General features: G+C 45.8%; 12 protein-coding genes. 9 read left to right on the top strand and 3 right to left on the bottom strand.

Going from position 1 to position 13,054, the window contains the following annotated elements; translation table 11 throughout:
- Positions 1-18: 18 nt before the first annotated feature.
- From AWH66_RS00745 to AWH66_RS00705, 9 genes are all read left to right on the top strand, one after another.
- Positions 19-1,431, top strand: coding sequence for an FAD-dependent oxidoreductase (locus AWH66_RS00745; RefSeq protein ID WP_063606577.1), 1,413 nt, complete (start codon positions 19-21; stop codon positions 1,429-1,431).
- 89 nt (positions 1,432-1,520) lie between these two features.
- Positions 1,521-1,961, top strand: a complete 441-nt coding sequence (locus AWH66_RS00740; protein WP_063606578.1) for a DUF1499 domain-containing protein — start codon at positions 1,521-1,523, stop codon at positions 1,959-1,961.
- An 85-nt stretch (positions 1,962-2,046) separates the two neighbouring features.
- Positions 2,047-2,742: a 5'-methylthioadenosine/S-adenosylhomocysteine nucleosidase gene (gene mtnN, locus AWH66_RS00735; protein WP_006072892.1), complete on the top strand. Its 696-nt coding sequence runs from the start codon at positions 2,047-2,049 to the stop codon at positions 2,740-2,742.
- Between the two features lie 48 nt (positions 2,743-2,790).
- Positions 2,791-3,744: a cobalamin biosynthesis family protein gene (locus AWH66_RS00730; RefSeq protein ID WP_063606579.1), complete on the top strand. Its 954-nt coding sequence runs from the start codon at positions 2,791-2,793 to the stop codon at positions 3,742-3,744.
- Positions 3,745-3,748: 4 nt separating this feature from the next.
- On the top strand, positions 3,749-4,567 hold the full coding sequence (gene btuF / locus AWH66_RS00725) for a vitamin B12 ABC transporter substrate-binding protein BtuF (protein ID WP_063606580.1): 819 nt from the start codon (positions 3,749-3,751) through the stop codon (positions 4,565-4,567).
- 112 nt (positions 4,568-4,679) lie between these two features.
- Entirely contained in the window at positions 4,680-5,288 is a 609-nt protein-coding gene (locus AWH66_RS00720) for a TRIC cation channel family protein (protein WP_216610721.1), read from the top strand.
- Between the two features lie 115 nt (positions 5,289-5,403).
- On the top strand, positions 5,404-6,858 hold the full coding sequence (locus AWH66_RS00715; RefSeq protein WP_063606581.1) for an ATP-binding cassette domain-containing protein: 1,455 nt from the start codon (positions 5,404-5,406) through the stop codon (positions 6,856-6,858).
- A gap of 3 nt (positions 6,859-6,861) precedes the next feature.
- Positions 6,862-7,446 carry a flavodoxin family protein gene (locus AWH66_RS00710; protein WP_206360028.1) on the top strand — a complete coding sequence of 195 codons (585 nt, stop codon included), beginning with the start codon at positions 6,862-6,864 and terminating at the stop codon, positions 7,444-7,446.
- 31 nt (positions 7,447-7,477) lie between these two features.
- The gene (locus AWH66_RS00705) at positions 7,478-8,332 is read left to right on the top strand and encodes a LysR family transcriptional regulator (protein WP_063606583.1); all 855 of its coding nucleotides are present in this window, start codon (positions 7,478-7,480) and stop codon (positions 8,330-8,332) included.
- Here AWH66_RS00705 and AWH66_RS00700 read toward each other — a convergent pair.
- The 3 genes from AWH66_RS00700 to carB form a co-directional block, all read right to left on the bottom strand.
- Positions 8,274-9,053: a TSUP family transporter gene (locus tag AWH66_RS00700; RefSeq protein WP_006072885.1), complete on the bottom strand. Its 780-nt coding sequence runs from the start codon at positions 9,051-9,053 to the stop codon at positions 8,274-8,276. The two genes, AWH66_RS00705 and AWH66_RS00700, sit on opposite strands and share 59 nt — an antisense overlap.
- Before the next feature lie 97 nt (positions 9,054-9,150).
- Positions 9,151-9,648, bottom strand: a complete 498-nt coding sequence (locus AWH66_RS00695) for a porin family protein (protein ID WP_062459862.1) — start codon at positions 9,646-9,648, stop codon at positions 9,151-9,153.
- A gap of 166 nt (positions 9,649-9,814) precedes the next feature.
- Positions 9,815-13,039, bottom strand: coding sequence for a carbamoyl-phosphate synthase large subunit (carB, locus tag AWH66_RS00690; RefSeq protein ID WP_062459864.1), 3,225 nt, complete (start codon positions 13,037-13,039; stop codon positions 9,815-9,817).
- Positions 13,040-13,054 lie beyond the last annotated feature (15 nt).

The following is a 13,054-nucleotide window of genomic DNA, read 5'->3' as shown; positions in this document are numbered from 1 at the left end:
TTGGAAGGAGCCAGAATTATGAGCCAGAACGTATACCAATTTATTGATGTGAACCGCGTCGACCCGGCTAAAAAGCCGCTCAAGGTTCGCAAAATTGAGTTTGTAGAGATTTACGAACCCTTTACGAAACAACAAGCAACCGCTCAAGCAGACCGATGTCTTGATTGTGGTAACCCTTATTGTGAGTGGAAATGCCCCGTTCACAACTATATCCCTCAATGGCTTAAGCTGGCGAATGAGGGACGAATCATTGAAGCTGCCGAGTTATCACATCAAACCAACAGTCTACCTGAAGTCTGCGGGCGAGTTTGTCCACAAGATCGCCTTTGTGAAGGCTCGTGTACACTCAACGAGGATTTTGGTGCCGTTACTATAGGTAATGTCGAGAAATACATTACCGACAAAGCCTTTGAAATGGGCTGGAAGCCGGATATGTCCCATGTAGAGTGGACGGACAAGAAGGTGGCTATTATAGGTGCAGGCCCGGCGGGACTCGCCGCTGCCGATATCCTAGTTCGTAATGGTGTTAAGCCCGTTGTCTTTGACCGCTACCCAGAAATCGGCGGACTGCTGACCTTTGGTATCCCATCGTTCAAGTTGGAAAAGGATGTCATGTTAAACCGACGTCGAATCTTTAGCGAAATGGGCGTCGAGTTTCAGCTCAATACTGAAGTGGGTAAAGATATCGACATGGCAACACTAGTTAAAGACTATGATGCGGTGTTTTTAGGTGTCGGCACTTATAAAAACATGCGGGCAGGTCTGACAAATGAAGAGGCATCTGGTGTATTTGATGCCCTACCATTTTTGATTTCCAACACCTACAAAGTTATGGAGTTGGAAGCCTCTGATCCTTTCATTGATATGAAAGGTAAAAAAGTGGTCGTTCTTGGTGGTGGTGATACAGCTATGGACTGTGTCAGAACGTCTATTCGCCAAGGCGCTAGTAGCGTTGTCTGTGCTTATCGACGAGATGAGGCTAACATGCCGGGCTCCCGACGCGAGGTAAAAAATGCTCGTGAAGAAGGCGTGAACTTTATGTTCAACTTGCAGCCTCTAGGCATAGAGGTGGATGCCAATGGCAACACATGCGGCGTTAAAGTAGTGAAAACGGCACTAGGTGAGCCCGATGAGGCTGGTCGTCGTCGTCCAGAACCAGTAGAAGGCAGTGAACACGTTCTTGCCGCTGATGCTGTTATCATGGCGTTCGGTTTTCAACCGCACCAGATGTCATGGCTTGAACCTTACGGTGTAGAACTCGATCAATGGGGACGGATCAAAGCTCCAGCCTCTCAAGAATTTATGTATCAGACGACCAATGAGAAGATCTTCGCTGGTGGTGATGCAGTTCGTGGTTCAGATCTCGTGGTTACTGCCATTGACGAAGGGCGCAAAGCGGCAGAAGGCATACTAGACTTCTTAGAGGTCTAACACCAGACACGCCATTCCGATCTTCATCAATCAGAATGACCATTGTTTTCTTAGCCCAGCCTAGCTGGGCTTTTGTTTAAGGGATGATTATGACATTACCCAAGTGGCTTACACTTTCTTCAGTGATGATCCTAACCGCATGCTGTGCAGGTTATAAAACAACAACGGACCGGACAGAGCAACCCTGTGGCGATAGTCCTCGGTGTGTTTCAACTCAAGATAGCCGAGAAGAGTTTACACTTGCCCCATTCACATTGACGCCAAACACCAATATCAATCAGATAGAACAAGTCGCCTTAACCCTTCCGAATGCCGAAGTTGCGGCCAAAGAAGGCAATTATCTGCGAGTCGAATACACCTCCAGTGTTTTTCGCTATGTCGATGATATGGAGCTAAAAATTGAAGGAGACCAATTATTGGTTCGCTCCGAAGCTAGAATTGGCTATTACGACTTTGACGTGAACCGTGAAAGAGTTGAAGCATTTCGCCTCAAGTTGATCGAATCAGGACTGATTGAAGCAAACCCTTGAGTAATTGCTATAGCAATGGTTGGGCTGTGCAAAGACTATTGCTATACTGCACGCCAAATACGTTTTCCAACCTGAGAGAATCTCTATGAAAATCGGCGTAATCGGCGCAATGGAACAAGAAGTTTCCATCCTAAAATCAGCATTAACAAACCTTGTTGAAACTAAAAAAGGCGGTTGCACCTTCTTTACTGGTCAACTTAACGGTGCAGACATTGTCTTGCTACAGTCAGGTATTGGCAAGGTAGCGGCAGCTGTAGGAACAACGATTCTTCTTAGCGATTACCAACCTGATGTGGTTATTAACACAGGTTCTGCAGGTGGCTTTGAGTCTTCACTAAACCTAGGAGATGTCGTCATCTCCACTGAAGTTCGTCATCACGACGCTGATGTGACGGCATTTGGCTATGAAATTGGTCAGATGGCGGGTCAACCAGCGGCCTTCGCTGCCGACGCTAAATTGATGGAAACAGCAGAACAAGCGCTTGCACAGATGAAAGATAAGCACGCAGTACGTGGTCTAATTTGTACTGGTGATGAGTTTGTATGTCGTCCAGAACGTCAAGAAACTATCCGTAAAAACTTCCCTGGTGTTATCGCTGTCGAGATGGAAGCATCAGCGATCGCACAAGTTTGCCACCAGTTCAATACACCTTTCGTCGTGGTACGTGCTATCTCTGACGTGGCAGACAAAGAGTCACCAATGAGCTTCGAAGAATTCCTACCTTTGGCAGCACAAAGCTCGTCTGAAATGGTAGTAAATATGGTGGATTTGCTTAAGTAACCCTTCAACTTAAGCCTCCTAAGGGAAATAAAACGCAAGGACTGCTGAATGAGCTCTTTTCTAGAGAGTTTATATGGAAATGGCGCACTGCTGGTAATGTGGAGTGCGCTGTTATTTCATCTGCTAATTCCAATCCCCTCCGCCGCTCATCCTGTTCGATTTTGGCAACAGATTGCTGCGCTAGTGGCAGATAAAGTCAATTCTCCATCGTCAACAAACGAGCAACAGCACCTTGCGGGTTGGCTTGCCCTGTTACTAATGTTAGTCCCCACTGGCCTAGTACTTTGGGCTCTTGAGCCATTAGTTTGGAAGCCAGAATTCTATCAATTAGCCTTGCTTCTCTTGGCCATTGATTGGCGCAACAACGAACAGTACGCCCACAAACTTATTAATGCCCTCGCTCAAGAAGATAAAGCCAATGCGCGTAGACTGCTTTCAACCAAAGTAAACCGAGAGACCAACAACCTATCGCTTCTGGGCATAGGCAAAGCAGGCTCTGAAACGCTACTTCTGAGTTATGCTAGAAACGTAGTCGGCGTGCTGTTTTGGTACGGCGTTAGTGGTGGTGTTGGCGCCTTGCTGTATCGACTGACTTTAGAGCTCGCTCGCAATTGGAGTCCTAGCCAAAAAGGCTTTGCTAGTTTCGGTAAACCTATTGCTTGGCTATTTTCACTGTTGGATTTCGCACCCCAGAAGCTGTTTTCAATACTCATGTTTGCTGGTCTGCCCATTACCTCTATTAAACACGCCATAATGCAAGCTAAATCGTGGCATAACCCAGTCACGGCTTGGCTCATCAGTGGCTGTGCACACCGTTTTGAGCTTGCTCTTGGTGGGCCAGCTATCTATCAAGGTGAAAAACTTCAGCGAGCACGTATCGGCGGAAAAGTAGCACCGTCGGCTTATCACTTGGCCTTGTTGCAGAAACACATTGCTTGGCGTATCTATTTTTGGCTAGTGATGCAGAGCCTAGTCATGTTTATCATTCACAGAGGTTTCTAATTTCATGAAGAATTGGCTCATACTTGTCATTACTTTTTTGGCAACTCAACATGCTCTAGCAGACACACAACGTATTATCAGTTTAGCTCCTCATGCTACGGAACTGGCGTATGCCGCAGGACTTGGTGATAAGCTTATCGCAGTAAGTGAATACAGTGACTATCCAGAGCAAGCGAAAGAGTTGGAGCGAGTGGCCAATTACCAAGGTATCAAATTGGAACGAATCGTGGCGATGCAACCTGACCTCATTCTTGTCTGGCCTGCGGGAAACCCTGCACGTGAATTGGAGAAACTAGAAAAGCTGGGATTTAACCTATTTTACTCACAAACCAAAACTCTCGATGATATCGCTATCAACATCGAGAAATTAAGCCAATATGCCGATGACCCTTCCATTGGCTTAAACGCAGCCAAAGAGTTTCGTCGAGGTTTAGCGCAGTTAAAGCAAAAATATGACACAGAAACACCCGTTCGCTACTTTTACCAGCTAAGTGAAAAGCCCATTATCACCTTAGCGCAAGGCAGTTGGCCGAGCGAAGTGTTTGAGTTTTGTGGTGGTGAAAATATTTTTGCCGATAGCAAAGCCCCCTATCCACAAGTCAGCCCTGAACAGGTAATAGTTCGCCAGCCTCAAGCCATTTTTACTTCAGAGCATGCCATTAAAAACGGCACCATGTGGCACAAGTGGCAGCAGGAGTTACCAGCCGTTAGCCAACATCATGTGTGGTCATTGACGTCTGACTGGCTAAACAGACCAACACCAAGAACACTTCTAGCCATACAACAGGTTTGCCAGTATCTGGATCAGGTAAGAACTCAATAATAATTGAGAGATAGATCACATTCAGCTACGAACCACTAGGCGCAATCGTTAAATCCCGTAAAATTGGCGAACTTTCCTTTTATGCTTCAGTGAGAAACTAGCTGTGGACTCCATGCTCTATTTGGTCGACTTATTTGGTACGGCAGTGTTTGCGATATCAGGAGTGATACTCGCAGGAAGACTCAGGATGGATCCTTTTGGTGTAATGGTACTCGGTAGCGTCACTGCGATAGGTGGCGGCACGATTCGAGACATGGCACTCGGTGCAACGCCAGTTTTCTGGATCACCGACAACACTTACCTTTGGGTCATTTTCATCACCTGTATTTTGACCATGCTATTGATTCGCCATCCACGTCGACTTCCTTGGTATGTGTTACCAGTGTGCGATGCCGTTGGTCTTGCGGTTTTTGTCGGTATCGGGGTTGAGAAGTCAATGCTATTCCAAGACTCCTATATGGTTGCAGTCATTATGGGAGTAATTACCGGATGCGGTGGCGGTATAATTCGGGATGTACTGGCTCGCGAGGTTCCTATGGTACTGCGCCGTGAGGTATACGCAACAGCCTGTATCATAGGTGGTGTTTTCCATACCTCAGCTCTGTTACTTGGTGCTTCTTCAGAAGTAGCCTTCTTGTGTTGTATTGTTGCAACGCTGGTTATTCGCTTAGGCGCTATTCGCTGGCACTTATCCTTACCTACGTTTGCTTTAGATAAGTAACCTGATTACCAAAAGCTAGAGATAACAATCTCTAGCTTTTACTCTTCATTTTTCCCATTCGCTTTAGTATGTTGGTTAATTCATCGTCTCTCAGACCAATGACAGGGAAAAGTCTATGGATGTCATCTTCAATCACGTTTCTTTTGACCAAGCTGGTTCTATCTCTATTCCAGATTGGCGCATTCAATCTGGTGAACATTGGGCAGTATTTGAAACCCAAGGCAATGTAGGCTCTTTATTGGGCGACTTATTGTGCCAAGAAATCTTTCCTAAAGAAGGGGAGATTCTTGGTTTACAAACCGGCATTGCACAAGTTTCTTTAGCAGAGCAGCAGCGATTACTTGAACTGGAAAATGCCAATGACGATACCGACTTTATGGATCGAATCGATTTTGGTCGCACCGTGACTCAACTGGTATCCGAGTTTGCCAGCAACGAAACTGTAGCAGATCAGTTGATTCAAGAGCTGGATCTTTTGCACTTAAAAGAGCGAGGCTTTAAGCAACTATCAACCGGCGAAACACGTCGCGTTATGTTAGCCAGAGCATTAGCAACCTCACCTAAACTGCTTATTTTGGATGAGCCATTTGTCGGCTTAGATACGTTGCATCGCAAGATGCTTGCCGACTACCTTCGCGACCTATCACTGCATATTCAATTGGTGGTGATCACCTCAAGGGAAGATGAAATCCCTGTTTGGGTTAATCATGTCGCCATGTTTGAAGATGGTACATTGACCGAACAACTAAGCTACCAGCAATGGCGCGCTCACCCTGTCATTTCGCAGCTACTGGCTCAATCTTCAGCGCAAAGCGAACAATGGCTTGCGCTAATTCGTAAGCATCAACATCAATCGAAGTTTCCAGACCCCTTGGTTAAAATTACCGACGGACACGTAGAATACGTCGACCAAAAAATATTCTCCGGCGTGAACTGGCAGATTAACAATGGAGAGCACTGGCAAGTTCGTGGACCAAACGGTTGTGGAAAAAGTACATTGCTCGGCATGATCTTTGGCGATCATCCACAATGTTATAGCAATGACATTCTGATTTATGGTTTGAAGCGCGGCAGCGGAGAAACCGTGTGGGACATCAAACAGCATACCGGTATGGTCTCTTCTGCACTTCACTTGCAATATCGTGTCAGTTGCAGCGCCTTGGAAGTCTTGCTATCGGGCTTTTTCGACTCTATCGGACTTTATGATAAGCCTAGCCAAAATCAGATAGATGCGGCGAAAGAGTGGTTAACGCTGCTTCATATGGAGCACTTGCACGACCGTTCTTTTAAGTCCCTCGAATATAGTCAACAAAGACTCCTTTTAATTGCTCGAGCTATCATCAAGCAGCCTACTATCCTTATCTTGGATGAGCCTTATCAAGGGCTTGATTTTCTAGGTCGTAAGCTGGTGATGAATGCCCTCGATATGATAGCCAAAGAAAACTTAAGCCAGTTGCTCTATGTCTCCCATTATGTGGAAGATGAACTAGACAGCATTCACCATTTTGTCGATTTTATTAAAGATGAAGACGATGAATACTATCGCGTTGAACTCACACAGCCTAAGTAGGAGATTGAGATGTCAAACATCGCTATTGTTTACTTCTCTAAGAGTGGAGCGACCCGAGCACTCGCAAAAGCCATTCAAAGTGGCATCGAGTCTGCGCTCTATAGTGCCACTCTGTTTGAGATTGAGAGCCGTGATATTGAAGAGGGTCGTTACGTCAATAATCATTTACTTTCATCACTAAAGCATTTCGATGCTATTGTTTTCGGAAGTCCTACTTACATGGGCTCGGCCAGCGCTCAATTTAAGGCTTTTATGGATGCGAGTAGCGATGAATATGTCCAACTCAATTGGCGTAATAAGCTTGCCGCAGTATTTACCATGGGCGGTAGTCTCAATGGTGAGCAGCAACAAACGCTGCTTGGTTTCTTTGCCTTAGCCTGCCAGCACGGTATGATCTGGGCAGGGTTAGATGTTTCAAAACACACAGATAACAAAGCTTTGAACCGCACAGGCTCCTCAATTGGCTTAGTGGCAAGCTACGATGACAATGCGCAAGTTCACCCTAATGACTTAGAAACTGCCCATTACTTTGGTCACCGAATTGCTGACTTAGCCTACCAACGTCGTCATCAGGTTATGTTAGAATAATAAAATCCATTCCCAATTTTCATCAAAGCTTATGCTATTAGAAGGCATTGAGACCTTACTTGTGCTCTCACAAGAAAAAACCATGAGCCGTACTGGCAGCAGACTATATATCAGCCAGTCGGCGGTCAGTAAGCGAATAGCCAATCTAGAAAGAAAACTTGGCAAAAAATTAATCGAGCCAGAAGGGAGGCAAATAAAACTAACTCCTGACGCTCTCTCTCTTATCGACCGTGTTGGTCCAAGTTTGCATGAGCTTCGCGGATTAATTGCTGAAGAGCAGACTCTTGATGATCAAACGATTATTCGTGTGGATTGTTCGGAAACCTTAGTGGCAGGTTATCTCAGTGAAGTATTTCCCATGTTGCTGCTTAAAGACCCATTCCTCACCATTACCACCAACCATACACCTCGAATCATTGAACACGTTAAAGCTGGAGACGCAGCGATTGGACTCTGTGCAGGGCATCTTAATAGTCGTCTTGGCCTGCATGCGACCCATCTATTCAACGAACCGTTTCGAGTCGTGAGCCATCAACCGCTTACCGCACCGCCCGCTAAGCTCATCACTAACGACCTCAACAATCCGGCCAATACCTATCAAGCGGGCTTGCTTCAGCAAGCGGGTATTATTCCTAGCATGCAGATGGACTCTTATACTGCAGCAGCGCAGTTGGCAATCAAAGGTGTCTCTGCCGCTTTGGTTCCATTATCAATTATAAAAACCCTTCACATTGATGAAGGGCTTTGCTTTGACTTCGATTTTCTTGCTACGTTGACACGTCCCGTGCACCTTGTTTATCGTCCCTCGGCACTGAAATTAGAACGAGTTAGAACAGTGATTGAAACCATTGAGGATGCTGTTCCCAAAGTAGCTTCAATGCCATGACCATTGACATGATCACAACCAATGGGCGGATGAATTTTTTCCCCTTAGATACAACGACCTTAGCTCCCATTCTGGCACCCAAAAAACCGCCCACTGCCATAACTAAGCCGATTTCCCAAACCGGTAAGCCTGCAATAATGAAAAAGATTAATGCGGCTAGATTGGAAGTAAAATTGAGCACTTTGGTTTTTGCTGTCGCATGAACAATCGACAGTTGTGCGATGGCGACAAAACAAATGGTAAAGATAGAACCGGTACCCGGTCCAAAGAAGCCGTCGTAAAATCCGACACCAGTACCTACAGAAAAGGCAAATAGGGTTTCTGACATTTTAGGTTTGCCACCGCCCTCTCCTGCTTGTGGAGCCAGCAAAAAGTACAGAGAAATCCCCAGCAGTAAAACTGGAATCAAGCTCGTCAGCACCCCTGCATCAATATGCTGTACTAATTCAGCACCAACTGCAGATCCTATAAAAGTACATAGAATCGCAAGTCGCATTTCCTTGAGGTCAACAATACCATTGCGCACAAAATACCAAGTTGCCGAAAAGCTACCAAATGAGCTTTGTAACTTGTTAGTTGCCAATGCTTGAGTTGGGGGAACGCCGACTGACAGGAGAGCAGGAAGAGTAAGTAACCCGCCACCACCAGCCATCGCATCAATAAAACCCGCTAATCCTGCCACCAGGAATAGGAGTCCAAGAATTTCTATCGTAACTTCCATTATGCTAACTCAACGTGAAATATTGTCTCATTTTACTCGCGACAAACATCAACACTAGCGAAATCATGGATACAAACCTATTCCCCTAAGGAATTAATTAGAAGCAGTAACTTAAGCCGATATTGACAGCATTACCTTTATAAAACTTGCTATGAGCTAAAGAGACATATTCTAATGACCCTTTAAGTTTATCCGTAAAGGTATAAGAGACTCCGGCACCTCCCGAAAAATACCCTTTAGTTTGACTACTTGCGGAATATTCTTTCGCAAAGTTGACCCCAGCTAAGGCGTAGATCGAAAAAGTGTCATTGAGTGGATAGCTTGCTTTGGCATAAATTTGCGACTGGTGTTGAGGCAAAGAACTTGAACGATTGAGTGCATAGAAATATCGTCCCTCAAGGGCAAAATGCTGATTGAATGAGTACCCTGCCTGAAGTCCTAAATTACTAATATTGGAAGTCGATTTGTCAACGCTCTCATCCGCTGCTCGCACCGCACTATATATGGTACCTAGGTAAAAACTATCGTCAGCCAAAGCTGAAAAAGACAATGTCATTGCCGCCGTTAAGATAGATAAAGTATGTTTAATTTTCACTGCTAATTTCCTACGTTTTAATTGGGGGTAGGAATATAACGACTAAAATAATTATTTAAAAAACACTCTCTGAATAAAGAATGCGACAAAAAAAGCCCGCTCAAATGAGCGGGCAATGAGGTTGTCTAAAAGGCAGGAGTTAGACCTGCTTCTTAGTTTTTATCTATTAAGCACTTTTTACTTGTGCGTGAAGCTCTTGAACCGATGTCACTGTCGACTTCGCATCTGCGGTATGAGACATACAGGTTGCAAACGCTGCATTTAGCGTTGTGGTGTAGTTCACTTTCTCCGCAAGCGCGCCACGACGTAGAACTTTTGAGTCCTCAATCGCTTGACGACCTGCTGCCGTGTTAACGATGTAGGTGTACTCGTTGTTCTTGATACGGTCTAGGATATGTGGACGACCTTCGTGTACCTTGTTTACAAGACGAGGGTTGATTCCAGCTTCACCTAAGATTACTGCTGTACCGTGTGTTGCATCTAGTTGGTAGCCAAGCTTCGTTAGCTTAGAAGCTAGGTCAACCACGCGCTCTTTATCACCTTCACGAACAGACAATAGCGCACGACCTCCTTCAGGGTAAACATTGCCACAACCTAGCTCTGCTTTCGCATAAGCTTCAGCAAATGTCGCACCGACACCCATTACCTCACCAGTAGAACGCATTTCTGGGCCTAATAGTGGGTCAACGCCAGGGAACTTGTTGAATGGCAGTACCACTTCTTTCACTGAGTAGTAAGGCGGAATAATCTCTTTAGTGAAGCCTTGCGACTCTAGAGATTGACCCGCCATAACACGAGCAGCAATCTTAGCAATAGGTGCACCTGTTGCTTTCGATACAAACGGAACGGTACGCGCTGCACGTGGGTTAACTTCAATCAAGTAAACCTTGTTGTTCTTAACCGCAAACTGAGTGTTCATTAGACCACGAACACCCAACTCAAACGCTAGCTTTTCAACTTGCTCACGCATTGTATCTTGGATTTCTTGGCTTAGCGTGTATGCAGGAAGTGAACATGCTGAGTCACCAGAGTGAACACCTGCTTGTTCGATATGCTCCATAATCCCGCCGATAACCACTCGCTCACCGTCACATAGTGCGTCGATGTCAACCTCAACGGCGTCATCTAGGAAGCTATCTAACAGAACAGGAGACTCGTTAGAAACACTCACAGCTTCGTTGAAGTAACGACGTAGATCTTGCTCGTCGTAAACAATTTCCATTGCGCGACCACCTAGTACATACGATGGACGAACAACCAATGGGAAGCCGATTTCGCGAGATTTCTCTACCGCTTGCTCCATTGTCGTTACTGTTGCGTTTTCTGGTTGTAGAAGGCCAAGACGGTCTACCGCTACTTGGAAACGCTCACGGTCTTCTGCACGGTCGATAGCGTCAGGGCTAGTACCAATGATTGGCACACCAGCAGCTTCTAAAGCACGAGCCAGTTTCAGAGGCGTTTGACCACCGTACTGAACGATTACGCCTTTCGGTTTCTCTACTCGAGCGATAGCCAATACATCTTCCAGTGTAACTGGTTCGAAGTACAGACGGTCAGACGTATCGTAGTCAGTTGAAACCGTTTCTGGGTTACAGTTAACCATGATGGTCTCGTAACCGTCTTCGCGTAGTGCTAAAGATGCGTGTACACAACAGTAATCAAATTCGATACCTTGGCCGATACGGTTTGGACCGCCACCTAGGATCATGATTTTGTCTTTATCTGTTGGATTCGCCTCACATTCGTCATCATAAGAGGAGTACATGTAAGCGGTATCAGAAGAGAACTCAGCCGCACAAGTATCAACGCGCTTGTACACTGGGTGGATATCGTATTGGTCACGCAGACGACGAATTTCGCTTTCCGCTACACCTAGAATCTTAGATAGGCGCGCATCAGCAAAACCTTTACGCTTAAGCTTGTTTAGCTCTTGCTTATCAAGGCCTGCAAAACCTTTCGCTCGCAGTTCTTGCTCTAGTTTCACAATCTCTTCGATTTGAACTAGGAACCAACGGTCGATTTGTGTCAGGTTGAAGACACCATCTACAGATAGACCTGCACGGAATGCGTCAGCGATATACCAAATACGCTCGGCACCAGCTTCTTTCAGCTCGTGGCGGATTTTAGACAGTGCATCAGGAGCATCAAGGTCAACCATTTCGTCAAAGCCAGTCGCGCCAACTTCTAGGCCACGAAGCGCTTTTTGTAGCGACTCTTGTTGGTTACGACCAATCGCCATTACCTCACCAACTGACTTCATCTGTGTTGTTAGACGGTCGTTAGCGCCAGCAAACTTCTCGAAGTTAAAACGAGGAATCTTAGTTACTACGTAGTCGATAGTTGGTTCAAACGATGCTGGTGTGGCACCACCCGTGATATCGTTCATCAGTTCATCTAGTGTGAAACCAACCGCTAGTTTCGCTGCAATCTTAGCGATAGGGAAACCCGTTGCTTTAGACGCTAGAGCAGAAGAGCGAGATACACGTGGGTTCATCTCGATGATAACCATACGGCCATCTTTCGGGTTGATACCAAACTGAACGTTTGAACCACCTGTTTCAACACCAATCTCACGCAGTACCGCTAGAGAAGCGTTACGCATCAATTGATATTCTTTATCTGTCAGCGTTTGCGCTGGTGCGACTGTGATTGAGTCACCCGTGTGAATACCCATTGGGTCGAAGTTTTCAATCGCACAAACGATAATGCAGTTGTCCGCTTTGTCACGAACCACTTCCATTTCGTATTCTTTCCAACCGATAAGGGATTCATCGATAAGAAGTTCGTTCGTTGGAGAAAGGTCTAAACCACGGCGACAGATTTCTTCGAATTCTTCTTTGTTATATGCGATACCGCCACCAGTACCACCCATAGTGAAAGAAGGACGAATGATACAAGGGAAGCCAACCATATCAAGAACCGCGTACGCTTCTTCCATAGTTTTCGCAGTATCAGCGCGTGGACATTCTAGGCCAATTGATTTCATCGCTTTATCGAAGCGAGAACGGTCTTCTGCTTTATCGATAGCGTCGGCCGTTGCACCAATCATTTCCACACCGAACTCTTCAAGTACGCCGTGCTTCTCTAGGTCAAGTGCACAGTTCAGCGCGGTTTGACCACCCATTGTAGGTAGAACCGCGTCAGGACGTTCTTTAGCGATGATGTTACGAACAACTTCCCACTGAATAGGTTCGATGTACGTCGCATCCGCCATGTCCGGGTCAGTCATGATTGTTGCAGGGTTCGAGTTCACTAGGATAACTCGATAACCTTCTTCACGTAGCGCTTTACACGCTTGTGCGCCAGAATAGTCAAACTCACAAGCCTGACCGATAACAATCGGGCCAGCACCAAGAATTAGAATACTTTTAATGTCAGTACGTTTTGGCATTCTCAACTACTCCGA

It is taken from the genome of Vibrio barjaei (assembly GCF_001639065.2).
GTDB classification, from domain to species: Bacteria; Pseudomonadota; Gammaproteobacteria; order Enterobacterales; family Vibrionaceae; genus Vibrio; species Vibrio barjaei.
The sequence above is the reverse complement of the archived record's forward strand: the minus strand, read 5'-3'. Positions and strand labels throughout refer to the sequence as shown.

Bases quoted from the DNA above. Each gene is read 5' to 3' on its own strand.
- AWH66_RS00715 (WP_063606581.1), top strand. From the start codon at position 5,404: ATGGATGTCATCTTCAATCACGTTTCTTTTGACCAAGCTGGTTCTATC.
- btuF (WP_063606580.1), top strand. From the start codon at position 3,749: ATGAAGAATTGGCTCATACTTGTCATTACTTTTTTGGCAACTCAACAT.
- mtnN (WP_006072892.1), top strand. From the start codon at position 2,047: ATGAAAATCGGCGTAATCGGCGCAATGGAACAAGAAGTTTCCATCCTA.
- carB (WP_062459864.1), bottom strand. From the start codon at position 13,039: ATGCCAAAACGTACTGACATTAAAAGTATTCTAATTCTTGGTGCTGGC.
- AWH66_RS00740 (WP_063606578.1), top strand. From the start codon at position 1,521: ATGACATTACCCAAGTGGCTTACACTTTCTTCAGTGATGATCCTAACC.
- AWH66_RS00745 (WP_063606577.1), top strand. From the start codon at position 19: ATGAGCCAGAACGTATACCAATTTATTGATGTGAACCGCGTCGACCCG.
- AWH66_RS00700 (WP_006072885.1), bottom strand. From the start codon at position 9,053: ATGGAAGTTACGATAGAAATTCTTGGACTCCTATTCCTGGTGGCAGGA.
- AWH66_RS00730 (WP_063606579.1), top strand. From the start codon at position 2,791: ATGAGCTCTTTTCTAGAGAGTTTATATGGAAATGGCGCACTGCTGGTA.
- AWH66_RS00705 (WP_063606583.1), top strand. From the start codon at position 7,478: ATGCTATTAGAAGGCATTGAGACCTTACTTGTGCTCTCACAAGAAAAA.
- AWH66_RS00720 (WP_216610721.1), top strand. From the start codon at position 4,680: ATGCTCTATTTGGTCGACTTATTTGGTACGGCAGTGTTTGCGATATCA.